Raw genomic sequence first — 23,248 nt, forward strand, 5'->3', positions numbered from 1 at the left:
ACGTCAGCGGCGGGACATGTACATGTCGAGCGCCTTGTGCAGCAGCTTGTTCAGCGGGAAGTCCCACTCGCCGATGTACTCGACGGCCTCGCCGCCGGTGCCCACCTTGAACTGGATGAGGCCGAAGAGGTGGTCCGTCTCGTCCAGCGAGTCGCTGATGCCGCGCAGGTCGTAGACGGTGGCGCCCATCGCGTAGGCGTCGCGCAGCATCCGCCACTGCATGGCGTTCGACGGCCGGACCTCGCGGCCGATGTTGTCGGAGGCACCGTAGGAGTACCAGACGTGCCCACCGACCACGAGCATGGTGGCCGCCGACAGGTTCACGCCGTTGTGGCGCGCGAAGTAGAGCCGCATGCGGTTGGGGTCCTCGTTGTTGAGGACGGTCCACATGCGCTGGAAGTACGACAGCGGGCGGGGCCGGAACCGGTCGCGCACGGCGGTGATCTCGTACAGCCGCTGCCACTCGGCGAGGTCCTCGTAACCGCCCTGGACGACCTCGACGCCGGCCTTCTCGGCCTTCTTGATGTTGCGACGCCACAACTGGTTGAAGCCCTTGAGGACGTCGTCGAGCGAACGGTTCGCCAGCGGCACCTGGAAGACGTAGCGCGGCTGTACGTCGCCGAAGCCGGCGCCGCCGTCCTCGCCCTGCTGCCAGCCCATCTTGCGCAGGCGGTCGGACACCTCGAAGGCGCGCGGCTCGATGTGCGAGGCCTCGACGTCGCGCAGGCGCTTCACGTCCGGGTCCTGGATGCCGGACTTGATCGCGGCCGCGTCCCAGCGGCGGATCACCACCGGCGGGCCCATCTTCACCGAGAAGGCACCCTGGTTCTTCAGGTGCGCCAGCATCGGCTGCAGCCAGTCGTCCAGGTTGGGCGCGTACCAGTTGATCACCGGGCCCTCCGGCAGGTACGCGAGGTAGCGCTTGATCTTCGGGAGCTGGCGGTAGAGCACCAGGCCGGCACCGACCAGCTGGCCGTCCTTGTCGAACCAGCCAAGGTTCTCCGAACGCCACTCGGTCTTCACATCAGCCCATGCGGGGACCTGGCAGTGGCTCGCCGCAGGCAGGGTCTGGATGTACGCCAGATGCTGCTCTCGGCTGATGGTCCTCAGGGTCAGGCTCATGCGGGGCGCTCCTCGGCAGGTGTGTCCCCATGGGTACAGGGGCTCCGGCTCTCGCGCGAAGCCTACTGGCACCGGGGGAGCGCCCCGACTGGCCGTACGCCAGGAGGGCCTAACCGAGCACGCCGCCGAAGAGGCCGCCGTGGGCCATTCCGAGCCCCAGACCGATCGCCGAGGCCCCCATGCCGATGATCAGCAGGGTGCGCTCGCGTGTCGTCTCGGAGACGTACTGGCCGTAGGCGCCGGTGACGATGCCGATCAGGCCCGCCCACGAGCTGATCAGGTGGAGGCTGTGGAACTGGGCCGTGATGAAGGCGACGGCTCCCAGCACCAGGGTCACCGCCATCAGCGTGTCCTGGAGCGGATGGGGCTTGCCGTCCGTGGCGAGGAGGGACGAGGTGGGGTGACGGTGGAATGCCTGTGCCATGAGATACCTCCTGGCTGTGCCGGAAGGCGGCGCATCGTAGCGCCGCACGCACCCGATGTGTACAGATTGCGTCCCCTGGCCACCGGATTTCAACCGGAAGCCGGTGTACGGGTAGTCTGTACGGTCTGCACCGGTGTCTGCCCATGCCCTGATCCGGATCCCTCATTCCTGAGGGTGATTGTCAGTGGTGGCCGATACCGTTGCTCACGCATCACGACCCTCCTGCCACGGAACGACCGTGGCCGCTGAGTCCAAAGGAGGTGGGTTCCACATGCGTCACTACGAGGTGATGGTCATCCTCGACCCCGATCTCGAGGAGCGCGCTGTCTCCCCGCTGATCGAGAACTTCCTCTCCGTCGTCCGTGAGGGCAACGGAAAGGTCGAGAAGGTCGACACCTGGGGCCGTCGTCGTCTCGCTTACGAGATCAAGAAGAAGCCCGAGGGCATCTACTCGGTCATCGACCTGCAGGCCGAGCCTGCGGTCGTCAAGGAGCTCGACCGCCAGATGAACCTGAACGAGTCGGTCCTCCGGACCAAGGTCCTCCGTCCCGAAACCCACTGAGCCCTCTCGCTCAGAGGTATTCGGGTTCGAGTAGCAGCAGCAAGCAGCCAGAAGCAATCCCGCCGAGAGGTTCCCCATGGCAGGCGAGACCGTCATCACGGTCGTCGGCAATCTTGTCGACGACCCCGAGCTGCGCTTCACCCCGTCCGGTGCGGCGGTCGCGAAGTTCCGCGTCGCGTCCACTCCCCGCACCTTCGACCGTCAGACCAATGAGTGGAAGGACGGCGAGAGCCTGTTCCTGACCTGCTCGGTCTGGCGCCAGGCGGCGGAGAACGTCGCCGAGTCTCTTCAGCGAGGCATGCGCGTCGTCGTGCAGGGCCGGCTGAAGCAGCGGTCGTACGAGGACCGCGAGGGCGTCAAGCGCACGGTCTACGAGCTGGACGTCGAGGAAGTCGGCCCCAGCCTCAAGAACGCCACGGCCAAGGTCACCAAGACCACGGGCCGGGGCGGTCAGGGCGGCCAGGGCGGCTACGGCGGCGGCCAGCAGGGCGGCGGCAACTGGGGCGGTGCCCCGGGTGGTGGCCAGCAGGGTGGCGGCGCTCCCGCCGACGACCCGTGGGCGACCAGTGCGCCGGCCGGTGGCCAGCAGCAGGGCGGCGGAGGCAGCTGGGGCGGAAGCTCCGGTGGCTCCGGCGGCGGCTACTCGGACGAGCCCCCCTTCTAGACCCCTCCAGGGCTTCAGGGTTCAGGCTCGTACCCCACTTCTTGATCACACAGGAGATACACCATGGCGAAGCCGCCTGTGCGCAAGCCGAAGAAGAAGGTCTGCGCATTCTGCAAGGACAAGACCGCGTACGTGGACTACAAGGACACGAACATGCTGCGGAAGTTCATTTCCGACCGCGGCAAGATCCGTGCCCGCCGCGTTACCGGCAACTGCACGCAGCACCAGCGTGACGTCGCCACGGCCGTGAAGAACAGCCGTGAGATGGCGCTGCTGCCCTACACGTCCACCGCGCGATAAGAGAGGGTGACCGAAATATGAAGATCATCCTCAAGCACGAGGTCTCCGGCCTCGGCACCGCCGGTGACGTCGTCGACGTCAAGGACGGTTACGCTCGCAACTACCTGGTCCCGCGCGGTTTCGCGATCCGCTGGACCAAGGGTGGCGAGAAGGACGTGGCGCAGATCCGCCGCGCCCGCAAGATCCACGAGATCGCGACCATCGAGCAGGCCAACGAGATCAAGGCTCAGCTCGAGGGCACGAAGGTGCGCCTGGCCGTTCGCTCCGGCGACGCCGGCCGTCTCTTCGGCTCCGTGACCCCGGCCGACATCGCTGCGGCGATCAAGTCGGCGGGTGGCCCCGAGGTCGACAAGCGCCGTGTTGAGCTCGGCTCGTCGATCAAGACCCTTGGCTCGCACCAGGTCTCCGTGCGTCTGCACGCCGAGGTCGTCGCGAAGCTGGGCGTCGAGATCGTCGCCGCCTGAGCATTGGGCTCAGCGCTTCGCCAGCGGTCGCCCGGCGACCGTTCAGCACACTGAAGGGCCGCACCTCCGGGTGCGGCCCTTCTGCTGTGTCCGGTCCGCGCCCGGCCTGCCTTCGACTCGGTTCTGTTTCACGTGAAACAGGACCGGCATCAGCGGGAGGCGCCCGTGACCACCCACCGGCCGGACCGCATGCGCAGCCACAGCGTCACCATCCGGACCGCCATCATCAGGCCCATCGCCCACCAGAGCGCGGTCAGCCCGCCGCCGAAGACCGGCACCAGCAGGGCGACCGGAGCGAAGACGATGAGCGTCACCACCATGGCCACCGCCAGGTAGGGGCCGTCTCCCGCGCCCATCAGCACGCCGTCCAGGATGAAAACGACGCCGGCGATCGGCTGCGTGAGCGCCACCACCAGCAGCGCGGGCAGGAGCGTGTCCCGTACGGTCTGGTCGCCGGTGAACAGCGGGATGAAGAGGGGGCGGGCGAGGACGATCAGCGCGCCCAGGACCAGACCGGAGGCGATGCCCCACTCGACCATGCGGCGGCAGACCCGCCGCGCCCCCTCGGCATCTCCGGCGCCCAGGTAGCGGCCGATGATGGCCTGCCCCGCGATGGCGATGGCGTCCAGGGCGAAGGCCATCAGGCTCCACAGTGACAGGATGATCTGATGGGCGGCGACCTCGGTGTCGCCGAGCCGGGCGGCTACGCCGGTGGCGATCATCAGGACCGCGCGGAGTGACAGCGTGCGAACCAGCAGCGGGACGCCTGCCTGAGCGCTGGCCCGTATGCCGGCGGCATCGGGGCGCAGTGAGGCGCCATGGAGCCGGGCTCCCCGTACGACCACGACCAGGTAGGCCGCCGCCATGCCGACCTGGGCGATGACGGTGCCCCAGGCGGAGCCGGCGATGCCGAGGCCGGCGCCGTACACCAGGGCCACGTTCAGTACCGCGTTGGCCGCGAACCCCGCGACGGCGACGTACAGGGGGGTCTTGGTGTCCTGGAGGCCGCGGAGTACACCGGTGGCGGCGAGGACGATCAGCATGGCCGGTATGCCGAGGCTGGAAATGCGGAGATAGGTGGTGGCGTAGGGGGCGGCGGTGTCGGAGGCGCCGAAGAGCTCGACCAGCCAGGGTGCTGTGGGGAGGGTGACGGCGATGACGGCCAGACCGAGGAGCAGTGCCAGCCAGATGCCGTCCATGCCCTGGCGGATGGCCGACGGCAGGTCGCCGGCGCCCACGCGGCGGGATACGGCCGCGGTAGTGGCGTAGGCGAGGAAGACGAAGACGCTCACACCGGTGGCCAGGAGGGCGGCGGCGATACCGAGCCCGGCGAGTTGGGGAGTGCCGAGGTGGCCGACGATGGCGCTGTCGACCATGACGAACAGCGGCTCGGCGACGAGCGCTCCGAAGGCCGGGACGGCGAGCGCGAAGATCTCGCGGTCGTGCCGGCGCCGGTCGCGTTTGGGTCGCGCGGGTGCCTGGGTCATGCAGGCAATCTAATCTTCCACAGGTAAGAGATGCAAGGGGCCTTGGGTCCTTACGGATCACCAAGTTGACGCTCGGGGTGTGCGCTGTTTGTTCTGATCTTGGTCCGGAGGGAAAAGTTTTTCTCCCCCACAGCCGGTGGACGGAAAAGCAGCAGGTCAGCATGGTTGTCGTGCTGCGGCTATGAGTTTGTCCACACGGCTGTCCCCCGGTCCGTGCACAGGTTCTGCGGGGTTCTCCACAGCATCTGGGTCTTCACCCACAGGCCCTGTGGATAACCAGATTGGCTGACGGTGCCCGCGGGCCTACCGTGGTCCGGCGCTCGACGCGCCAGAAGCGGAGTTGAGCGACTCGCTTTGTCAGTGTCGTGCCGTAGAAAGAGTGGCACGGCGAGGGTCCGCGGAGCGGACGGGAGGAGGTGGGCCGGTGAGCATTTCCGAGCCCTTGGACGACCCCTGGGCCGACACCGGTCCCAGTGACCGTCTGCCCGTCACCCGCCAGCGCGGCGGTGACAACCGCGGCCGCGGCACCGGCCGCGACGATCAGCACGAGCGGGGCAGCGACAGCGGCCCCTGGGACAGCGGTGCGGGCGGCTTCGAGCGGGTGCCCCCGCAGGATCTCGACGCCGAGCAGTCCGTGCTCGGCGGCATGCTGCTTTCCAAGGACGCGATCGCTGACGTCGTGGAGATCATCAAGGGCCACGACTTCTACAAGCCGGCCCACGAGACGATCTACACCGCGATCCTCGACCTCTACGCCAAGGGCGAGCCGGCCGACCCCATCACGGTGGGCGCCGAGCTGACCAAGCGCGGAGAGATCAACCGGGTGGGCGGCGCCTCCTACCTGCACACCCTCGTCCAGTCGGTGCCGACCGCGGCGAACGCCTCGTACTACGCCGAGATCGTCCACGAGCGGGCGGTCCTCCGGCGGCTCGTCCAGGCCGGCACCAAGATCACGCAGATGGGATACGCGGCCGACGGAGACGTCGACGAGATCGTCAACTCGGCCCAGGCGGAGATCTACGCGGTCACCGAGCAGCGCACGAGCGAGGACTACCTGCCGCTCGGTGACATCATGGAGGGCGCTCTCGACGAGATCGAGGCGATCGGCTCGCGCAGCGGCGAGATGACCGGGGTACCGACGGGCTTCACGGACTTCGACTCCCTGACCAACGGCCTGCACCCCGGCCAGATGATCGTCATCGCCGCCCGCCCCGCCATGGGTAAGTCGACGCTGGCCCTGGACTTCGCGCGCGCGGCATCGATCAAGAACAACCTGCCGAGCGTCATTTTCTCCCTGGAGATGGGGCGCAACGAGATCGCGATGCGTCTTCTGTCGGCGGAGGCGCGCGTGGCGCTGCACCACATGCGGTCGGGCACGATGACGGACGAGGACTGGACGCGGCTGGCCCGCCGTATGCCGGACGTGTCGCAGGCCCCGCTCTACATCGACGACTCACCGAACCTGTCGATGATGGAGATCCGGGCCAAGTGCCGCCGGCTCAAGCAGCGCAACAACCTCAAGCTGGTCGTCATCGACTACCTCCAGCTGATGCAGTCCGGCGGGTCCAAGCGGGCCGAGAGCCGGCAGCAGGAGGTCTCGGACATGTCGCGAAACCTGAAACTGCTGGCCAAGGAGCTGGAGCTGCCGGTGATCGCCCTGTCGCAGCTGAACCGTGGCCCCGAGCAGCGGACGGACAAGAAGCCGATGGTCTCGGACCTCCGTGAATCCGGCTCCATCGAGCAGGACGCCGACATGGTCATCCTGCTGCACCGCGAGGACGCGTACGAGAAGGAGTCGCCCCGTGCGGGCGAGGCGGACCTGATCGTGGCGAAGCACCGTAACGGCCCGACGGCGACCATCACCGTGGCCTTCCAGGGCCACTACTCGCGCTTCGTCGACATGGCGCAGACCTGACCCCTGCGGGTGCGGGGGATCGGATGTCGTGTCGGAATCCCACCGTCGGTGTCGGATGAAAGTCGGATCCGACACCGAGCTGCGGTTCGCAGGTCGCTGCCGCATCTCATTCGAGTGTGTCGCTGTCGTGGTGCACTGCGGTGTGAGGAAGCACCCCTCCAAGCCGTGAGACAGCGGGAAGCTGCTCAGCGCCTCGTCTCGTACCTGGTCAGGACCACGCCGCCGGGAAACGTCCGCGTCTCCACCAGGTTCAGGTCCACCCAGCTGTCCAGCGCTGTGAAGAACGGCGTGCCGCCGCCCACCAGGACCGGATGGACGGCGACCACGTACTCGTCGATCAGCCCGGCGCGCATGGCCGCACCGGCGAGCGTTGCGCCGCCGATGCTCATTGGGCCGCCGTCCTGGGCCTTGAGCCGGGTGATCTCGGTGATCGCGTCGCCGGTGACCAGACGGGTGTTCCAGTCGACCTTGTCGATCGTCGAGGAGAACACCACCTTCGGCGTGTCCCGCCAGTTCCGCGCGAACTCGATCTCCGCCGGGGTGGCGTCGGGCTGCTGGTCGCCGGTCGGCCAGTAGGAGCTCATCGCCTCCCAGAGCTTGCGCCCATACAGCGACAGGCCACTCGCCCGCTCGTGGTCGAGCCACCACTGGAACAGCTCCGGGCTCGGCGGTCCGCTCCAGCCGATGTCGTCGCCGGCCGAGGCGATGTAGCCGTCCAGGGTCAGGTTCATGCCGTAGATCAGTTTCCGCATGGCCCAGCCTTCCGTACGCGGGTGTCCGATGTACGGACCAGCGTGGCGCGGGAAACTCATCGGTGCGCGATCTGGGCTCGCCGGTAGTCCTCGTGCTCCGGGCTCAGCGCGGTGTACTCGGCCGACACGGGAGAGCCGCCTGATCTCGACCTCGCCCTCGTGAGTGAAATGCCACGGATTGGAGACCGCTCATGGGTGCCAAGGCCGTGAGAGCCAAGGACGCCCAGGTCATGCCGGATCGACATGTCGCGAGCGGCGAGACCTCACAGCGGGGCTTTGACCTTCACGTTGGTCGAAGGCCGAGAATCGCGCCCATGGACGAGACGACCGAAGCACGGTTGACCATCGGCGCCTTCGCCCGCCGGGTGGGGCTGGCGCCGAGTGCCTTGCGGTTCTACGACGACTGCGGTGTGCTGCGCCCCGCGCATGTCGACGGGGCGACCGGCTACCGCCTCTACGCGCCGGGTCAGGAGGGGCGGGCCGGCCTCGTGCGGCGCTTGCGGGAGGCGGGTCTACCGCTGGTGGACGTCGTGGCGGTGCTCGACGGCAACCCCGAAGAGGCTCGCGCGGTGCTGGAGAGCCATGCGCGCAGGAGCCGCCACATGGCGGCGGCGGCCCAGGCGGCTGTCGACAGCATCCTGCGGGAGCTGCCCGGCATGACCACGGATACGGCGGGCGGGCCGAAGACGGCGCGGAGCCGGGCCCGGGTCGGCGGAGCCGAATTCGCCGGCGCGGTACGGCAGGTGGCGGCCTCGGCTGTGGCAGGTGGGACCCGGGAGGCGTTTCCCGAGCTCGGCTGCGTACTGCTCGAACTCGACGGCCATGAGGTACGCCTGGTGGCGACGGACCGCTTCCGCCTGGCCGTCCGGGTACTGCGTGCCGGTGCCGTCGAGGGCACGCCACGACAGGTGCTCGTGGAGGTCGCCGAGATGAGGGACCTCGCGACCTGGGCGCTGCGCGAGGCGGAGATCACGATCGAGAGCGACGAACAGGGCACCCGTGCGCATGGCCGCGGCCGGATACGCACCGTGCCGGTCGTCGACGGGACTTTCCCGGAGTACCGGATGGTCCTGGACGCTCTGCCCCCGTCCGTGCACCGGCTCATCACCGCACGGACGGACCTCCGCGAGGCGGTGGCCGGCCATTGCGGACAGTCGGCCATCGCCCTGCGTACGGAGGAAGGGCGGCTGGTGCTCTCCGGCCCCGGGGCGGAGAGCACCGCCCTGCGCGCCATCAGCACGGGACCGCCGCTGGACATCGCCTTCGACCCGGATGTGCTCCTGGGGGCGCTGGAGGCGGCGGTGGGGCCGGACGTCCTGCTGGAGAGCTCCTCTCCGACGCAGCCGGTCGTGGTGCGCTCCGCCGACCAGGGCAGCTTCACGACCTTGGTCATGCCGGTCGGCCGGGCGTGAGGCCCACTACGTCGCACGGCACCAGTCCCCCCGGAGAGGGCGCTGCGCTGCGAACCAGGAGTGATGGAACCGCTCGCACCGTTCTGCGCCCGGGCCGGCCGCGGGACGCTCGGCCTCGTACGCGAATGCGGTCGACGATGCCGGTGCCCGGCGGATAGACCTGGGGCATGACCTCATCTTTCGAAGACCTTCTCCCCAGCACCGCGCGTGCGCTGCTGCACCGGGTGGCCACCGCGCAGGCGGAAGGGCGGACGCCCTCGCTCGTCGGCGCGGTCGCCAGAGACGGCAGGCTGGTGTGGGAAGGCGGGCGCAGTTGCGTCGACGGGCACGTCCCGGACGCCGATACGCAGTACCGGATCGGGTCCATCACCAAGCCGTTTACCGCCGTTCTGGTGATGCGGCTGCGGGACGAGGGCCTGCTGGACCTGAATGATCCGCTGGAGAAGCACCTGCCCGGGACGGGTGTCGGCGAGGTGACGGTCGCCCAACTGCTCGGGCACAGCGCCGGGCTGGCCGCGGAGTCCCCGGCGCCGTGGTGGGAGCGGACAGCGGGGTCGCTGCGCCCGGAGCTCGCCGACGTGCTCGGTGAGCGGCCGGTGCTGCATCCGGCGGGGCGCCGTCACCACTACTCCAACACCGGTTACACGCTGCTGGGTTCGCTGGTCGAGGCGGTACGCGGGGTGAGTTGGGAGGAGGCCCTGAAGGCCGAGATCCTCGAACCTCTGGGGCTGACGCGCACGACTCCCCAACCCGTCGCCCCGCATGCCGGAGGCTGGGCAGTGCACCCGTGGGCCGATGTGATGCTGCCCGAACCGGCCGAGGACTTGGGGTTGATGGCGTCGGCGGGCCAGCTGTGGTCGACCGCCTCGGACCTGTGCCGGTTCGCCGTCTTCCTCGCGGAGGGCGACGAGCGGGTGCTGAATGCCGAGACGCTGCGGGAAATGCGAACCCCTGCCGTACCGCCGGAGGCCGGCGACTGGGAGAGCGGTTATGGGCTCGGGCTGCAGTTGGTACGGCGGGGTGGACGGACTCTTATGGGGCACTCCGGCTCCCTGCCGGGGTTCCTCGCCGGGCTGTGGGTGAGCGTGCAGGACGGTGTCGCCGCGGTCGTGCTGGCCAACGCCACTTCCGGGCCGATGCCCGGCGCGATCGCCGCCGACCTCGTACGGATCGTGGCCGACGCCGAGCCGCGCATCCCTGAGCCCTGGCGCCCGTTGCCCGGGATCGATCCGGCGCTGCTGGAGCTGACCGGCCCCTGGTACTGGGGCACGTACGCCTATGGCCTGCGGGTTCTCGCGGGTGGAGGTGTGGAGCTGGGTCCGTTGCGGGGGCAGGGGCGCGCCTCGCGCTTCCGGGCGGAGGCGGACGGCACCTGGACCGGGCTGGACGGTTACTACACGGGAGAGACGCTGCGGGTGGCGCGGCACCAGGACGGCTCGGTGAGCCACCTCGATCTCGGGTCCTTCGTTTTCACGCGCGAGCCGTACGAGTCCGGGGACGCGGTACCGGGCGGTGTCGATCCGGCGGGGTGGCGCGGGCTCTGACCTCGCGATGTTTCACGTGAAACGCCGGGTGGGGTGTCCTCCAGCCCGGCGCGCCAGGCGTGGGTGGGGTGTACCCCCGCCCGGCGCGCCAGGCGTCACAGGGCCATCTTGAAGCCCACGTGGGAGGCTTCAAAGCCGAGCCGCTCGTAGAAGCGGTGGGCATCGGTACGCGTGGCGTCGGAGGTCAGTTGCACCAACTGGCATTGCTGCCGCCTCGATTCGGCGACGGCCCACTCGATGAGCTGCGTGCCGAGGCCGCCGCCCCGCTCGTCGGCGTGGATGCGGACACCTTCGATGATCGACCGGGTCGCGCCACGCCGTGACAACCCGGGGACGATCGTCAGCTGCAACGTCCCGACGACCCGCTCCGCCCGTACGGCGACAACCAGGTGCTGGTGAGGGTCGACCGCCAGCCGCTCGAAGGCGACCGTGTACGGAGCCAGGTCGTCGGGCGACTCGCGCCGCGCCCCCAGGGGGTCGTCGGCGAGCATGGCCACGATCGCGGGGATGTCGGTGAGGGCGGCGGGCCTGATCTCAAGATCGCTCATGCAGCGCAGGCTACCTGTGGGTCGTCCGCCCGGACCGGTCAGCCCACCGGTACGCGCAGTTCCTCGACGGCCCTGACCAGCGGGGCGAGCTCCGGGTTCTTCGCGGCCTCGTCCAGGGCTTCCCGGAGAGCGGCGTCATTGGTGGGCCGGGCTTCGGTGAGCAGGGCCAGGCCGGCTTCGGTGACGTCGGTGTAGATGCCGCGTCGATCGGTGTCACACAGGTAGCGCGTGAGCAGCCCGCGGTCCTCCAGGCGGGTGACCAGGCGGGTGGTGGCGCTCTGGCTCAGGACGACCGCGTCGGCGACCTGCTTCATCTGGAGGTGGCCGCCGGGCCCGCTGTGCTGTCGGCTGAGGACGTCCAGCAGGGAGAATTCGCGCACGCTCAGTCCGTGCCCGGCTTCCAGCGCGCGCTCGATGTGGGCCTCGATCCTGCCGTGGAGCAGAGAGAGCGCGCACCACCCCTGCGAGAGGGCGGTGAGTGCCGGATCTGTGGCGGTCATGGGATCTCTCCTCGGTCCCGGTGCGGCTTGTCACCAGGGTAGACGACGTCTGCAATAGCCCGCGCTTGCAATTAACCCGCGTTTGCAATTATTGTCGACGCTTGTAAGGCGCAGACGCAAACTTCTGGAAGGTGCATTCCATGCCCCTCGCGCTCTTGGCCCTCGCCATCGGGGCCTTCGGTATCGGGACGACCGAATTCGTGATCATGGGCCTGCTGCCCGAGGTGGCCGCCGACTTCCAGGTGTCGATCCCCACCGCCGGCCTGCTGGTCACCGGCTATGGCCTCGGTGTGGTCCTCGGCGCCCCGCTGATGACCGCGCTCGGCACGCGGATGTCCCGCAAGCGGATGCTGATGCTGCTGATGGTCCTGTTCATCGCGGGCAATGTGCTCTCCGCAGCCGCCCCGGCCTTCGAGGTCATGCTCGCCGGCCGCGTGGTCGCCTCGTTCGCCCACGGCGCCTTCTTCGGAATCGGCTCGGTCGTCGCCGCCGACCTGGTCGCCCCCGAGAAGAAGGCCGGAGCGATCGCGATGATGTTCACCGGCCTGACCGTCGCCAACGTCGTCGGCGTGCCGCTCGGTACCTTCATCGGCCAGAGCGCCGGCTGGCGCACCACGTTCTTCCTGGTCGCCGCGCTCGGAGTGCTGGGCCTGCTGGGCGTCGCCAAGCTCGTTCCGGAGCAGCCGAAGCCCGAGGGCGTACGACTGCGCCACGAGATCGCGGCCTTCCGCAATGTGCAGGTCCTGCTCGCCATGGCGATGACGATTCTCGGCTTCGGCGGTGTCTTCGCCGCGATCACCTACATCACCCCGATGATGACCGACGTCGCCGGATACTCCGCCGGCTCCGTCAACTGGCTGCTGGTCCTCTTCGGCCTCGGCATGGTCGGCGGCAATCTGATCGGCGGCAAGTTCGCCGACCGCGCGCTGATGCCCCTGCTGTACGTGTCGCTGACCGCGCTTGCCCTTGTCCTGGCCCTGTTCACCTTCACCGCCCACGACAAGGTCGCCGCAGCCGTCACCCTCACCCTGATCGGCGCCTTGGGCTTCGCGACCGTGCCGCCCCTGCAGAAGCGCGTTCTGGACCAGGCCTCCGGCGCCCCTACCCTGGCCTCCGCCGTGAACATCGGCGCCTTCAACCTGGGCAACTCGCTCGCCTCCTGGCTCGGCGGCCTCGTCATCGCCGCCGGACTGGGCTTCACGGCGCCCAACTGGGTCGGGGCCGCCCTGGCCGCCTCCGCGCTGGTTCTCGCGGTCCTCTCCAGCGCGCTGGAGCGCCGGGACGCAGGCCGCCGGAGCCGCGTCGTCGCCGGTGCAGCGCCCGAGACGGCCGCCGTCCCGGTGTCCCGGGCCTGACGCATCACCCCACGACCTTCACCTCAGTACCGCCCACGCCGCAAGGAGCACCCGCATGAGCACCACCGCCACCGCCGTCGCCCCACTGACCACCCAGGACGCCGAGGCGCTGGTGGACACGGCCCGCAGCGCCGCCGAGGCGGCCGGCGCCACCGTCGCCATCACCGTCCTGGACGCGGGCGGCCACCTGCTGGCCTTCCGCCGCGACGACCGCGCTGTACTGATCGCCGGCGAGACGAGTACGCGCAAGGCGTTCACCGCCCTTCAGCTGAACGCTCCGACCGCGGATCTGGTCGATGCCGTACAGCCGGGCGGCCCGTTCCACACGCTCCCCACCGCTCTTGACCGCCCCCTCCTCTTCATCGCCGGTGGCGTCCCCGTCCACCGCGGCGGCCGCCTCATCGGCGCGATCGGCGTAGGAGGCGGCGCCCCGGAGCAGGACCACGGCTTCGCCACTGCCGCCGTGGAGGCCCTGGCGTAAAGTCCGGGTGCGCTCCCCGGTGATCACTCACGCCCGTCCCCCTGGCCCGGACCCGCTCCCGGCCGGGGGGACGGGCGTTGTTTCACGTGAAACATGGGATTGGCCGCACACCGGGCGCTGGAGGCACCCGCGAGGTGTGGGCGGATATCCGGGCGAGGGCATTCCCGACACGTCGGCCAAAGTGAAGATCGCGAACCGACTCTGTGCGGGGTTGGGGGTGGAACTGGACGAGCGTGTTGCATACGGTGATTCCATGTCCGACGCGGAGATCTTCGCGACGGTCCCGGTGGCGGTGGCGTTCAACGCGGACCCTCATCTGTCCGGGCTTGCCACACACGCTTACACGGGAGGCGATCTCCGCGAAGCCGACGAACTGGTATGACCCCGCCGTTCGTTCGAGGACGGGGCGGTAACGCGGCCCAACGAAAACGGGGGACCACATCAGGGCTTTCCGCTTTCCCCTCTGACGGGCCGGCCGCTCCCGCCCTGCCGCGGCCACAGCTGTCGCGGTCGATGCCACAGCCAGCGGCACCCCTTCCGATTCTCGGACCGACCGAGGGTTACTGTGGGCGGCGGCGGGCAGCGAATACGAGCCGAAAGCGGCGAATTGAGGCACCTTCCGGGCCGGCGGAAGTGCACAGACCGACCGAGAGATGTTCGAGGCGAGGCACTCTATGGACGCTCCGACCACCATGTCGGCCGATAACGGCACGTCGAGCGACAGCGGCGGAGGGGGTGGCTGGTTCACCCCGCGCAAGCCGGTCACCGATAGGCCGACCGAGCCCGCGACGTCTCCCGACGGAGAGCGGGCGGAGCGCGAGGCGGGCGGCCGTGAGGCCGCGGACGGAAGCCAGGAGCGCATAGCCGGGCAGCGCCGGCCGCTGACCTCCATACGCATGGTCGGTGCCGCTGGGGCGGCGCGTACGGCCGAGCCGCACATGACCTCGGCGCCGCGGGTGCCCGACGCGGCGACCCACGCGCCGCCCGCCGCCCCGTGGCCGGACGGCTCGGGGCGCGCGGTCCGTGAGCGGCCCGCCGACCGGCCCACCGCCCCCGCGCCCCAGGGCGCCCCGTCCGAGGTTCCCCACGGGCCCGAGCAGCGGACCACTCCGTACGACGGGCCCACCGGCCACGGGGAGGGGCTCCAGCAAACGGGCGGCGGCCGCCACCCGGTCGCCCCGGACAGCCAGGGGCCCGCCCCCCGGCCCCGGCCCGCCCCCCGCCAGGACCCGGTCCCGCCCCGCGAGCCCCCCGCCGCGCCGCCCCGCCCCGCGACCGCCGCGACCCCGACCGCCGACACCGCGGCCACGGAGTCCGGATCGTCCGACGCGGTACGGGTCCGGCGGACGCTCGGCGAGATCGGACCCGTGGCGGACAAAGTCACCTCGTACTTCTACGCCCTGCTCTTCACCCGCAACCCCGAGCTGCGCGCCCTGTTCCCCGCGGCGATGGAGGCCCAGCGCGACCGGCTCCTCAAGGCGCTGCTGACCGCGGCCGAGCACATGGACAACGCCGCGATGCTCACCGGGTATCTCCAGCACCTCGGGCGCGGCCACCGCAAGTACGGCACCGACGCGTCCCACTACCCGGCCGTCGGTGAGGCGCTCATCGGGGCACTCAGCCGCTACGCGACCACGACCTGGGACGAGGAGACCGAGTCCGCCTGGGTCCGGACGTACACCACGATCTCCCAGATCATGATCGACGCGGCTGCCGAGAACGAGCGGCACGCACCGGCCTGGTGGCACGCCGAGGTGGTGTCGCACGACCTGAGAACGCCCGACATCGCGGTCATCACGGTCCGCCCCGACCAGCCGTACCCCTTCCTGGCCGGGCAGTACACGAGCCTGGAGACCCCGTGGTGGCCGCGGATCTGGCGGCACTACTCCTTCGCCTCCGCCCCCCGCTCCGACGGCCTGCTGTCCTTCCACGTCAAGGCCGTCCCGGCCGGCTGGGTGTCCAACGCCCTGGTCCACCACGCCCGCCCCGGCGACGTACTGCGGCTGGGGCCGCCCGCCGGATCGATGACCGTCGACCACACCACCGACAACGGGCTCCTCTGCGTGGGCGGCGGCACCGGTATAGCGCCCATCAAGGCGCTGGTGGAGGACGTCGCCGAGCACGGAGCGCGGCGCCCGGTCGAGGTCTTCTACGGTGCCCGGACCGATAACGACCTGTACGAGATCGACACCATGCTGCGGCTCCAGCAGTCGCATCCGTGGTTGGAGGTGCGCGCGATGATCGACGGCAAGACGCAGTTGCCGGACGTGGTGCGCGAGTACGGCCCCTGGAACGAGTACGACGCCTACCTCTCCGGCCCGGTCGGCATGATCCGCAGCGGGGTCGACGCCCTGCGAGGAGTCGGCGTGCCCTACGAGCGGATCCGCCACGACTCGCTGGAGGAACTCGTGGCGGCGGCCGATTAGGGGCGTCCGGGCACCCGGAGGACCGTCCGGGGGACCCGGAACACCGGTCGGGGCCCTCCTAGCCCAGGTCGGGGGCGTGCATCGCCCGCACGCCCTCGATGTTCCCGTCCAGGTAGTGCCGCAGCGACAGCGGCACCAGGTGGACCGCGGCGATACCGACCCGGCTGAAGGGGACCCGCACGATCTCGTACTCGCCGAGCGGCTCGTCCACCTCCGGTCCGTGCCGCTGCGCGAGGTCCATGGACTCCAGCCGGCAGACGAAGAAGTGCTGGACCTTCACGCCCGAGACGCCACCGTCCACGATGTGCTCGACCGTGTCGACGAAGCACGGCACCACGTCCATGATCTTGGCGCCCAGTTCCTCGTGCACCTCCCGGTGGAGCGCGTCGACCACCGTGGCGTCATCCGGCTCGACCCCGCCGCCCGGTGTGAGCCAGTAGGGATCCATGCCGGGCTTCGTCCGCTTGATCAGGACGAGGTCGTCGCCGTCGAGCAGGATGGCGCGTGCGGTGCGCTTGACCACTGGACGTTCGGTCATGGCTTGAAAATGGCCCGTGGCGCACGTTCTGAAACCCCGGGGGCACCCCGGCCTCGGGTGGTCACCAGTCCGTCGCGGCGCGCAACAGGGATTCGTGCGCCCGCGCGACGTGCGGCAGGGACAGCGTGCCGGCGCGCACGACCACGAAATACGTGCGCAGCGGCGGTACCGGCGGATCGAGCAGGGCTACCAGCCGGCCGTCGGCCAGGGCGTCCTCGCACAGGTAGCGGGGCAGTACGGCGAGCCCGGCGCCCGAGGCGGCCGACTCCAGGACGGCGCGCAGGTCCGGCGCGATGACGGTGGCCGCGGCGGCCGGTTTGGACTCGAAGACGGCCGCCCAGTAGCGCGCGACGAACGGCAGCGACTCGTGCACCTCCACCACCGGCAGCTGCTCCAGCACCACGGCGCCCCGGCGCAGCAGGACGCCCGGCGCCAGCCGGGCGGCCCAGCGCGGGGAGGCGACCAGCACGTGCTCCTCGTCGCAGAGCGGTGTCGCGGTGAGCAGCCCACCACGGGGGCGGGCGGTGGCGATGGCCAGGTCGTGGTGGCCGGCGGCCAGCCCGTCGAGTACCTCCTCGGCGGCGGAGACCAGCGACGTGCGCACCGCGAGGCCCTGGGATACCAGCCCGGTGAGGGCGGGCAGGGCGCGCACGGAGGTGAACTCGGGCGGACCGGCCAGGTGGAGGGTGCGTACTCCGGACTCGTCGTCGAGACCGGCCTCGGCGATCTCGACGAGCGCGTCCAGGTGCGGTGCGGCGCGCTGGGCGAGCTCGTCACCGATGGTCGTCGGGGTGACGCCGCGGGCCTGCCGCAGGAAGAGCGGGCGGCCCAACTGGCGTTCCAGCGTACGGATCTGGCTGGTGACAGCGGGTTGCGAGAGGCCCAGAAGGGCGGCGGCGCGGGTGAAGGAGCCGGCCCGGTGCACGGTGACGAACGTACGCAGCAACGCCAGATCCATGTGCCTCCCCCCTCCACCCCCGGCCACGTCCGGCTGACGGTGCCTCAGGGCCGACCGTCCAACTATAAATAAGTCGATAGGTCTCTGTCGTTACCGTGATTGGACACTGACACAGAGTCAACTAGCCTTGGGCACGCGGTCATCCGCCGGAAGCGCGGGCGGTCCGAGCCATGAGGGGGGAGGCTCGGACCGTCCGTTCGTCGTACCCGGTGGGCTCAGCGCACCCGGTCGAGCGCGCGCAGCACGTCCGCCACCAGGTCCTCGGCGTCCTCCGCCCCGACCGAGAACCGGACGAAGCCCTCGGGCACCGCGTCCCCGCCCCACCGGCCGCGCCGTTCGGCCGTGGAGCGCACCCCGCCGAAGCTGGTCGCGTCGTCCACCAGCCGCAGCGCGTCCAGGAAGCGCTCCGCCCGCTCGCGGTCGGGCAGGACGAAGGAGACGACCGACCCGAAGCGCCGCATCTGCCCGGCCGCCACCGTGTGCGACGGGTCGCCGGGCAGCCCCGGGTACCGCAGCCCGGAGACGTCGTCGCGGGCCGACAGCGCCTCGGCGAGAGCCAGCGCGGTCGCGCACTGCCGGTCGACCCGCAGCTGGAGCGTGGCCAGCGACCGGTGGGCGAGCCAGGCCTCCATCGGGCCCGGAATGGCCCCGGCGATCTTGCGCCAGCGCCGTACGGAGCCGGCCAGCGAGGCGTCGCGGCAGGTCACGTGCCCGAGCAGGATGTCCCCGTGGCCGGTCAGCCCCTTGGTGTCGCTGGCCACGGAGAAGTCCGCGCCCAGCTCCAGCGGGCGCTGCCCCAGGGGGGTCGCGAGGGTGTTGTCGACCGCGACCAGCGCGCCTTCCGTGCGGGCGGCGGCCACCAGACGCCGGATGTCGCAGACGTCGAGGCCCGGGTTGGACGGCGTCTCGATCCAGAGCAGCCGTGCCCCGCCCAGCACCGACAGCTGCGCGTCGCCACCGGTCGGCGCGGTGCGCACCTCGATCCCGTACGCCGCCAGCTGCTCGCGCACCAGCGCCAGCGCCTGGTACCCGTCGGCCGGCAGGACGACCGCGTCACCCGCCTTGAGCTGTGAGAACAGGACGGAGGAGATGGCGGCCATCCCGGACGCGAACACGACCGTCTCGACATCCGCCCCACCCGGCGCCTCCAGCTCGCCGATGGCCCGCTCCAGGTGCGTCCAGGTCGGGTTCTCGTCCCGCCCGTACGTGTACGGGCCGGTCGGCTCGCCGGGCAGGTGGTAGTGGGCGGCGAACACCGGCCCCGGGAGGGTCGGCTCGTAGGCCTTCGGCTCGGGCAGCCCGGCCCGCACCACCCTCGTCCCCTCGCCCCATGTCATGCGGCACGCTCCTTCGGACTCCGCCGGGTCGCAGGACCGCGGCAACCGTATCCTCGTGGACCCGCCGGACCCCATCGGTCCGACCGGACCCACCGGACCCACCGGACCCGCAGGCGTCAGTCCCTGCCGTCCGGGAGGACCACGTTCATCGCCCACGACACTACGGAAATGATCAGGCCACCCAGTACGGCGGTCCAGAAGCCCTCGACGTGGAAGTTCAGGTCGAGCTTGTCGGCCAGCCACGAGGTGAGCAACAGCATCAGAGCGTTGACCACCAGTGTGAACAGGCCGAGCGTGAGGATGAACAGGGGCAGTGTGAACAGCTTCACGATCGGCTTGACGAGGGCGTTCACGATGCCGAAGACCAGCGCCACCAGGACCAGGGTCAGGGCCTTCTTGCCGGTGCTGTCACCGGTCAGGGTGATGTCGGCGAGCAGCCAGATCGCCACGGCCAGGGCGGCCGCGTTCGCGATCGTCTTGACGAGGAAATTCATCATGTGTCTGATCGTGGCAGACGTGACAGGACCGAGCGCAGGGACGGACGGGCGATGAAGGCATTCCGACTGGACGAGCTGGAGGCGGAACGCGCCGCCAACGACGGCGCGTATCTGCAGTTCCTGCGTGAACGGAACATGTCGGTGGGCCTCTACGCGCTCGACGCGGGGCAGCTCGACCCGCAGCGGCCGCACAAGGAGGACGAGGTGTACTTCGTCGTCAGCGGACGCGCGTCGATCACGGTGGGGACGGAGACGACGCAGGTGGGCCGGGGGAGCGTGGTCTACGTACCGTCCGGGGTGCCGCACAAGTTCCACCACATCACCGAGGACCTGCGGGTCATGGTGGTCTTCTCTCCTCCGGAGAGCTGACCGCCGGCGCCCGGCGGGGCCGGGGCCCCCTGGGTGTACCGACCCGGGTGGACAACCCCGCGGGTCGATACACCCTAGGGGGAGGATCAGGGGGAAGCGGGGGCTGCCGGAGCGTCCGTCCGGCCTTCCGGCACCTAGCATCGAGGGTGTCGAACGGCAGGACGTGTCACCGGAGATGAGGTAGGGACAATGGCGGCGATTCGGAACGTTCTCGCGGGGATGCCCTGGTGGGTGAAGTGGATCGCCATACCTGTCATCGCCCTGGTGGTGTTCGGCGGCCTGATCGGGACGGTGATCAGCGTGCTGATCGGGCTGTTGTTCAAGGTGCTCGTGTTCGCGGTGCTCGTCGGTGGACTGATCTACGTCGTGCGGAAGTTCATGTCCTCGTCGTCGTCGCGCGGGGACTGGTGACCCGTTCCGAGGCCGTACTGAGACAGGCGTACGAAGACCTCGTCCGCCTGCCCGGCCGGGCACCCGGCTGTTAGCCCGGGCGGGGGAACGACCCCGGCGAAACCTCACCCCGAACGGAGGCTGCCATTAGAGTGGCGAGTCTCCACTGCCCTTGGATTCAAGGGGTTTACTCACGCCCTACCAGCGGTTTGTATGACTGTACGGGGCGAATCGCCTGGGGGTGACCTTTGGCCACGGCACCGCATTCCCGTACCCCTTCCCGAACCGCGACCCCTCCCTCGATCTCTCCCTCGACCCCTCCCCCCACCCTGATCGCCTCCGTGCAGCGGGCGCTGAGGCTGCTGGAAGCCGTCGGATCGCATGCCGACGGCGCCCCCGCCAAGCAGCTGGCGCGTGAGGTGGGCCTGCCGCTGCCCACGGCGTACCACCTGCTGCGTACGCTCACGTACGAGGGCTATCTGCGCAGGGAGCAGGGGCTGTTCGTCCTCGGTGACGCGGTGGGGCGGCTGACGCGTGGCGAAGCTCTGCAGAATCGTCGCAGCAAGATCGAGAACTCTCTCGCGCACTGGCGCGACACGATCGGCGTCCCGGTGTACTTCGCGGTGTACCGGGACGGTGAGATCGAACTCGTCTCGGTCGCCGACACGCCCACCGCGCCCGCCGTCGACGAGTGGGCCGACTTCCGCGAGACCGGCCACGCCCACGCGATCGGCCAGTGCCTGCTGAGCCAGCTCGACGAGCGGGACCGCCGGGACCACCTGGACCGCCACCCCGTCCAGCCCATCACGCCGTACACCGTCCGTGACGGGCGCACGCTGCTGGCCCGGCTGAGGACCACCGAGCGCACCCGGCCGGTGGTCGAACGTCAGGAGTACGCGCTCGGTACGGTCTGTGCGGCCATCCCCATTTCGGCGGGTTCCGCCGCCGCCACGATGGCCATTTCCGTACCCTCCCACCAGGAGCAACGGTTGCTGCCGGCAGTCGGTCGACTCCGCCAGGAGGTGGGAGAGCTCTTCAACTCGCTTGCTTTCTCTATCAGTATCTGAAAACTCACTCCTTGTGATCCTGTAGTGCTTACAGGACGATTACGTCAAGAGGTCAGTAGGGATCATTACTGGCCGATTTTTCCAGCCGCTTTCCTCACCGATCTTCATCAGCCGTTGTTCACCACTGCTTCATCCATTGCGGGGTACATGATGCGCGAGTCGGTCCAGGCCGAAGTCCTGATGAGCTTCGTCGTCTCCGAGGAGCTTTCCTTCAGGATTCCGGTTGAGCTGGGGTACGAGACCAAAGACCCCTTCGCTGTCCGGATGACGTTCCATCTCCCCGGCGATGCGCCTGTGACCTGGACGTTCGGAAGAGAGCTGCTGCTGGACGGCATCAACGGACCGAGCGGCGACGGCGATGTGCACATCTCTCCGACCGGTCCCGAGGACCTGTCGGACGTCAGCATCCAGCTGCAGGTCGGCGGCGACCGCGCGCTGTTCCGGTCCAGCGCGCCGCCCCTGGTGGCCTTCCTCGACCGGACCGACAAGCTGGTGCCGCTGGGGCAGGAGCGCACGCTCGGGGACTTCGAGGAGCACCTGGAAGAGGCCCTCGGCCGGATCCTCGCGGAGGAGAACGCCGGCTGACGACGACGGCGCCGGTCCGGCGCACCGTGCGGCACCCCGGACCGGCCGTTCGCCGTGGGCGGCACGGCCCGCGTCGTCCGGGGTGTCGGGCCGTCCGGGGCGTCTACTTCTTGCGCCGCCGGCCCCGTCCGCCCCCGCGTACGGCCGTCGCCGGCGCGGCACCCGGCCGGTCGGCCGAGACGACCAGGGCCGCCAGCACGGTGGTCACCGGCACCGAGGCGACCAGACCGATCGAACCCACCAGAGTCCGCACGATTTCCTCCGCGACCAACTCGCTGTTGGCGACCGTCCCCACGCTGCTCTGCGCGATCGAGAACAGCAGCAGCAGGGGCAGCGCCGCACCCGCGTACGCGAGCACCAGGGTGTTCACCACCGAGGCGATGTGGTCGCGGCCGATGCGGATGCCGGCGCGGTACAGGGCGCGCGGCCCCATCCGTGGGTCCGCCTGGTGCAGCTCCCACACCGCCGACGTCTGGGTCACCGTCACGTCGTCCAGGACGCCGAGGGAACCGATGATGACCCCGGCCAGCAGCAGACCGGACATGTCGATGTTCGGGTAAAGGCCGTGGATCAGGCCCGTGTTGTCGTCGGTGTTGCCGGTCAGCGAGGCCCAGCCGATGAACAGCGAGCCCAGCAGGCCGATCAGAAGCAGCGAGATCAGCGTGCCGATCACGGCCACCGAGGTACGCGCGGTCAGTCCGTGGCAGCTGTAGAGCGCGATGAGCATGATCGCGCTGGAGCCGACCACCGCCACGACCAGCGGGTTGGAGCCCTGGAGGATGGCGGGGAGGATGAACAGGGTCAGGACGGCGAAGCTGACCGCCAGCGCGACCAGGGCCATCACGCCACGCATCCGGCCGACCGCCACCACGGCCAGCGCGAAGATGCCGGCCAGTAGCAGCATCGGCACCTTGCGGTTCACGTCGGTGACCGAATACTGCAGGTCACGAGGGGCGTCGGGGGCGTACGCGACCACCACCCCCTGACCCTTCGCCAGTTGACGCGGAGCGTCCGGCTGGACGATCTCGACGAACGTGCGGCCCTTGTCCCCTCCGGTGGTGACCTCGATGGTCGCCTTCGCGCACTGCCCCTGCTGGGCGTTGACCGCCTCGCGCCCTTCGGGCGTGGTCGTGTCACCGGTCGGCGGCACCTGCGCGGCGTTCACGTCCTTGCAGTCCACCCGGTCGACCCGGACCACCGTCCCCTGCTCGGTCTGCCGGTCGAAGCCGACACCGGTCCGCTCGTGTTCGGGGGCGCCGCCGGGCCACAGGATGCCGAGGCCGACCAGCACCGCGGTCGCGAAGGGGATCAGGACCGCGGCGATGACCTTGCGCAGGTGCTTGGAGACGGGAGCCGCGGGGCCGTGGCTGTGGCCATGGCTATGGGTATGACCATGTGCCTGTCCGGTCGGTTCGGGGGACTGCTGCGAGGAAGTCACCGACCGATCATCGCAAGAACGACCGGGGCCCTCTGTTCAGCGCGGCCGGGATGGCGCTAGCGTGGTGGCACCTTTGCACACGCGGGAGCTCGGAGCACCGGGCTGAGAGGGCG

26 protein-coding genes are annotated in these 23,248 nt (G+C 69.9%); 15 read left to right on the plus strand and 11 right to left on the minus strand.

Annotated elements, in window-relative coordinates; all coding sequences use genetic code 11:
• Positions 1–3: 3 nt before the first annotated feature.
• Both AC07DW_RS05610 and AC07DW_RS05615 read right to left on the minus strand, forming a co-directional pair.
• On the minus strand, positions 4–1,122 hold the full coding sequence (locus AC07DW_RS05610; protein WP_478856316.1) for a lipid II:glycine glycyltransferase FemX: 1,119 nt from the start codon (positions 1,120–1,122) through the stop codon (positions 4–6).
• A gap of 109 nt (positions 1,123–1,231) precedes the next feature.
• Positions 1,232–1,546, minus strand: coding sequence for a hypothetical protein (locus AC07DW_RS05615; protein WP_478856317.1), 315 nt, complete (start codon positions 1,544–1,546; stop codon positions 1,232–1,234).
• Positions 1,547–1,817: 271 nt separating this feature from the next.
• On the opposite strand from AC07DW_RS05615, the gene rpsF reads away from it, so the two are divergent.
• The 4 genes from rpsF (at position 1,818) to rplI (ending at position 3,536) form a co-directional block, all read left to right on the plus strand.
• A complete protein-coding gene (gene rpsF, locus AC07DW_RS05620; protein ID WP_004950685.1) occupies positions 1,818–2,108 on the plus strand; it encodes a 30S ribosomal protein S6 in 291 nt (96 codons plus the stop codon).
• A 76-nt stretch (positions 2,109–2,184) separates the two neighbouring features.
• Positions 2,185–2,772, plus strand: coding sequence for a single-stranded DNA-binding protein (locus tag AC07DW_RS05625; protein WP_478856318.1), 588 nt, complete (start codon positions 2,185–2,187; stop codon positions 2,770–2,772).
• A 63-nt stretch (positions 2,773–2,835) separates the two neighbouring features.
• Positions 2,836–3,072 carry a 30S ribosomal protein S18 gene (gene rpsR, locus AC07DW_RS05630; protein ID WP_005315025.1) on the plus strand — a complete coding sequence of 79 codons (237 nt, stop codon included), beginning with the start codon at positions 2,836–2,838 and terminating at the stop codon, positions 3,070–3,072.
• 17 nt (positions 3,073–3,089) lie between these two features.
• The gene (rplI, locus tag AC07DW_RS05635) at positions 3,090–3,536 is read left to right on the plus strand and encodes a 50S ribosomal protein L9 (protein ID WP_064069759.1); all 447 of its coding nucleotides are present in this window, start codon (positions 3,090–3,092) and stop codon (positions 3,534–3,536) included.
• 149 nt (positions 3,537–3,685) lie between these two features.
• Here rplI and AC07DW_RS05640 read toward each other — a convergent pair whose 3' ends face one another.
• Positions 3,686–5,023, minus strand: coding sequence for an MATE family efflux transporter (locus AC07DW_RS05640; protein WP_478856319.1), 1,338 nt, complete (start codon positions 5,021–5,023; stop codon positions 3,686–3,688).
• 424 nt (positions 5,024–5,447) lie between these two features.
• Here AC07DW_RS05640 and dnaB point away from each other — a divergent pair, with 424 nt between their 5' ends.
• A complete protein-coding gene (gene dnaB, locus AC07DW_RS05645) occupies positions 5,448–6,938 on the plus strand; it encodes a replicative DNA helicase (protein ID WP_478856320.1) in 1,491 nt (496 codons plus the stop codon).
• Positions 6,939–7,123: 185 nt separating this feature from the next.
• Here dnaB and AC07DW_RS05650 read toward each other — a convergent pair whose 3' ends face one another.
• Positions 7,124–7,690: a dihydrofolate reductase family protein gene (locus tag AC07DW_RS05650; protein ID WP_478856321.1), complete on the minus strand. Its 567-nt coding sequence runs from the start codon at positions 7,688–7,690 to the stop codon at positions 7,124–7,126.
• Between the two features lie 314 nt (positions 7,691–8,004).
• Here AC07DW_RS05650 and AC07DW_RS05655 point away from each other — a divergent pair, with 314 nt between their 5' ends.
• Both AC07DW_RS05655 and AC07DW_RS05660 read left to right on the plus strand, forming a co-directional pair.
• Entirely contained in the window at positions 8,005–9,102 is a 1,098-nt protein-coding gene (locus tag AC07DW_RS05655) for a DNA polymerase III subunit beta family protein (RefSeq protein WP_478856322.1), read from the plus strand.
• A 167-nt stretch (positions 9,103–9,269) separates the two neighbouring features.
• The gene (locus AC07DW_RS05660; protein WP_478856323.1) at positions 9,270–10,646 is read left to right on the plus strand and encodes a serine hydrolase domain-containing protein; all 1,377 of its coding nucleotides are present in this window, start codon (positions 9,270–9,272) and stop codon (positions 10,644–10,646) included.
• Positions 10,647–10,741: 95 nt separating this feature from the next.
• Here AC07DW_RS05660 and AC07DW_RS05665 read toward each other — a convergent pair whose 3' ends face one another.
• Positions 10,742–11,194, minus strand: coding sequence for an N-acetyltransferase family protein (locus tag AC07DW_RS05665; protein WP_478856324.1), 453 nt, complete (start codon positions 11,192–11,194; stop codon positions 10,742–10,744).
• Between the two features lie 38 nt (positions 11,195–11,232).
• Positions 11,233–11,694, minus strand: coding sequence for a MarR family winged helix-turn-helix transcriptional regulator (locus tag AC07DW_RS05670; protein ID WP_478856325.1), 462 nt, complete (start codon positions 11,692–11,694; stop codon positions 11,233–11,235).
• 140 nt (positions 11,695–11,834) lie between these two features.
• On the opposite strand from AC07DW_RS05670, the gene AC07DW_RS05675 reads away from it, so the two are divergent.
• The 4 genes from AC07DW_RS05675 to AC07DW_RS05690 all read left to right on the plus strand — a co-directional run bounded on the left by AC07DW_RS05675 (position 11,835) and on the right by AC07DW_RS05690 (position 15,956).
• Positions 11,835–13,049: an MFS transporter gene (locus AC07DW_RS05675; RefSeq protein WP_478856326.1), complete on the plus strand. Its 1,215-nt coding sequence runs from the start codon at positions 11,835–11,837 to the stop codon at positions 13,047–13,049.
• A gap of 55 nt (positions 13,050–13,104) precedes the next feature.
• Positions 13,105–13,530 (plus strand): GlcG/HbpS family heme-binding protein, encoded by a 426-nt coding sequence (locus AC07DW_RS05680; protein ID WP_478856327.1) that lies wholly within the window; start codon positions 13,105–13,107, stop codon positions 13,528–13,530.
• 136 nt (positions 13,531–13,666) lie between these two features.
• The gene (locus tag AC07DW_RS05685) at positions 13,667–13,912 is read left to right on the plus strand and encodes a hypothetical protein (RefSeq protein WP_478856328.1); all 246 of its coding nucleotides are present in this window, start codon (positions 13,667–13,669) and stop codon (positions 13,910–13,912) included.
• Positions 13,913–14,222: 310 nt separating this feature from the next.
• Entirely contained in the window at positions 14,223–15,956 is a 1,734-nt protein-coding gene (locus tag AC07DW_RS05690) for a globin domain-containing protein (RefSeq protein WP_478856329.1), read from the plus strand.
• 58 nt (positions 15,957–16,014) lie between these two features.
• Here AC07DW_RS05690 and AC07DW_RS05695 read toward each other — a convergent pair whose 3' ends face one another.
• From AC07DW_RS05695 to AC07DW_RS05710, 4 genes are all read right to left on the minus strand, one after another.
• Complete coding sequence (locus AC07DW_RS05695) at positions 16,015–16,494, minus strand: NUDIX domain-containing protein (protein WP_478856330.1); 480 nt, start codon at positions 16,492–16,494, stop codon at positions 16,015–16,017.
• Positions 16,495–16,555: 61 nt separating this feature from the next.
• Positions 16,556–17,452: a LysR family transcriptional regulator gene (locus AC07DW_RS05700; RefSeq protein WP_478856331.1), complete on the minus strand. Its 897-nt coding sequence runs from the start codon at positions 17,450–17,452 to the stop codon at positions 16,556–16,558.
• A gap of 215 nt (positions 17,453–17,667) precedes the next feature.
• Positions 17,668–18,789: a cystathionine gamma-lyase gene (locus AC07DW_RS05705; protein ID WP_478856332.1), complete on the minus strand. Its 1,122-nt coding sequence runs from the start codon at positions 18,787–18,789 to the stop codon at positions 17,668–17,670.
• Positions 18,790–18,905: 116 nt separating this feature from the next.
• Positions 18,906–19,286 carry a phage holin family protein gene (locus AC07DW_RS05710; RefSeq protein ID WP_478856333.1) on the minus strand — a complete coding sequence of 127 codons (381 nt, stop codon included), beginning with the start codon at positions 19,284–19,286 and terminating at the stop codon, positions 18,906–18,908.
• Between the two features lie 51 nt (positions 19,287–19,337).
• On the opposite strand from AC07DW_RS05710, the gene AC07DW_RS05715 reads away from it, so the two are divergent.
• From AC07DW_RS05715 to AC07DW_RS05730, 4 genes are all read left to right on the plus strand, one after another.
• Positions 19,338–19,655, plus strand: coding sequence for a cupin domain-containing protein (locus AC07DW_RS05715; RefSeq protein WP_478856334.1), 318 nt, complete (start codon positions 19,338–19,340; stop codon positions 19,653–19,655).
• 198 nt (positions 19,656–19,853) lie between these two features.
• Positions 19,854–20,066, plus strand: a complete 213-nt coding sequence (locus tag AC07DW_RS05720) for a DUF5326 family protein (RefSeq protein ID WP_478856387.1) — start codon at positions 19,854–19,856, stop codon at positions 20,064–20,066.
• Between the two features lie 281 nt (positions 20,067–20,347).
• A complete protein-coding gene (locus AC07DW_RS05725) occupies positions 20,348–21,112 on the plus strand; it encodes an IclR family transcriptional regulator (RefSeq protein WP_478856388.1) in 765 nt (254 codons plus the stop codon).
• A gap of 150 nt (positions 21,113–21,262) precedes the next feature.
• Positions 21,263–21,697, plus strand: coding sequence for an SsgA family sporulation/cell division regulator (locus AC07DW_RS05730; protein WP_478856389.1), 435 nt, complete (start codon positions 21,263–21,265; stop codon positions 21,695–21,697).
• A 103-nt stretch (positions 21,698–21,800) separates the two neighbouring features.
• On the opposite strand, the gene AC07DW_RS05735 is transcribed toward AC07DW_RS05730, so the two are convergent.
• Positions 21,801–23,135: a YibE/F family protein gene (locus AC07DW_RS05735; protein WP_478856335.1), complete on the minus strand. Its 1,335-nt coding sequence runs from the start codon at positions 23,133–23,135 to the stop codon at positions 21,801–21,803.
• Positions 23,136–23,248: the final 113 nt, after the last annotated feature.

The organism is Streptomyces sp. NPDC045701, assembly GCF_056432045.1.

What these genes read in the sequence shown, in the direction of transcription:
- AC07DW_RS05610 (WP_478856316.1), bottom strand. Translation starts at nt 1,122, where the DNA reads ATGAGCCTGACCCTGAGGACCATCAGCCGAGAGCAGCATCTGGCGTAC.
- AC07DW_RS05615 (WP_478856317.1), bottom strand. Translation starts at nt 1,546, where the DNA reads ATGGCACAGGCATTCCACCGTCACCCCACCTCGTCCCTCCTCGCCACG.
- rpsF (WP_004950685.1), top strand. Translation starts at nt 1,818, where the DNA reads ATGCGTCACTACGAGGTGATGGTCATCCTCGACCCCGATCTCGAGGAG.
- AC07DW_RS05625 (WP_478856318.1), top strand. Translation starts at nt 2,185, where the DNA reads ATGGCAGGCGAGACCGTCATCACGGTCGTCGGCAATCTTGTCGACGAC.
- rpsR (WP_005315025.1), top strand. Translation starts at nt 2,836, where the DNA reads ATGGCGAAGCCGCCTGTGCGCAAGCCGAAGAAGAAGGTCTGCGCATTC.
- rplI (WP_064069759.1), top strand. Translation starts at nt 3,090, where the DNA reads ATGAAGATCATCCTCAAGCACGAGGTCTCCGGCCTCGGCACCGCCGGT.
- AC07DW_RS05640 (WP_478856319.1), bottom strand. Translation starts at nt 5,023, where the DNA reads ATGACCCAGGCACCCGCGCGACCCAAACGCGACCGGCGCCGGCACGAC.
- AC07DW_RS05650 (WP_478856321.1), bottom strand. Translation starts at nt 7,690, where the DNA reads ATGCGGAAACTGATCTACGGCATGAACCTGACCCTGGACGGCTACATC.
- AC07DW_RS05655 (WP_478856322.1), top strand. Translation starts at nt 8,005, where the DNA reads ATGGACGAGACGACCGAAGCACGGTTGACCATCGGCGCCTTCGCCCGC.
- AC07DW_RS05660 (WP_478856323.1), top strand. Translation starts at nt 9,270, where the DNA reads ATGACCTCATCTTTCGAAGACCTTCTCCCCAGCACCGCGCGTGCGCTG.
- AC07DW_RS05665 (WP_478856324.1), bottom strand. Translation starts at nt 11,194, where the DNA reads ATGAGCGATCTTGAGATCAGGCCCGCCGCCCTCACCGACATCCCCGCG.
- AC07DW_RS05670 (WP_478856325.1), bottom strand. Translation starts at nt 11,694, where the DNA reads ATGACCGCCACAGATCCGGCACTCACCGCCCTCTCGCAGGGGTGGTGC.
- AC07DW_RS05675 (WP_478856326.1), top strand. Translation starts at nt 11,835, where the DNA reads ATGCCCCTCGCGCTCTTGGCCCTCGCCATCGGGGCCTTCGGTATCGGG.
- AC07DW_RS05680 (WP_478856327.1), top strand. Translation starts at nt 13,105, where the DNA reads ATGAGCACCACCGCCACCGCCGTCGCCCCACTGACCACCCAGGACGCC.
- AC07DW_RS05690 (WP_478856329.1), top strand. Translation starts at nt 14,223, where the DNA reads ATGTCGGCCGATAACGGCACGTCGAGCGACAGCGGCGGAGGGGGTGGC.
- AC07DW_RS05695 (WP_478856330.1), bottom strand. Translation starts at nt 16,494, where the DNA reads ATGACCGAACGTCCAGTGGTCAAGCGCACCGCACGCGCCATCCTGCTC.
- AC07DW_RS05700 (WP_478856331.1), bottom strand. Translation starts at nt 17,452, where the DNA reads ATGGATCTGGCGTTGCTGCGTACGTTCGTCACCGTGCACCGGGCCGGC.
- AC07DW_RS05705 (WP_478856332.1), bottom strand. Translation starts at nt 18,789, where the DNA reads ATGACATGGGGCGAGGGGACGAGGGTGGTGCGGGCCGGGCTGCCCGAG.
- AC07DW_RS05710 (WP_478856333.1), bottom strand. Translation starts at nt 19,286, where the DNA reads ATGATGAATTTCCTCGTCAAGACGATCGCGAACGCGGCCGCCCTGGCC.
- AC07DW_RS05715 (WP_478856334.1), top strand. Translation starts at nt 19,338, where the DNA reads ATGAAGGCATTCCGACTGGACGAGCTGGAGGCGGAACGCGCCGCCAAC.
- AC07DW_RS05730 (WP_478856389.1), top strand. Translation starts at nt 21,263, where the DNA reads ATGCGCGAGTCGGTCCAGGCCGAAGTCCTGATGAGCTTCGTCGTCTCC.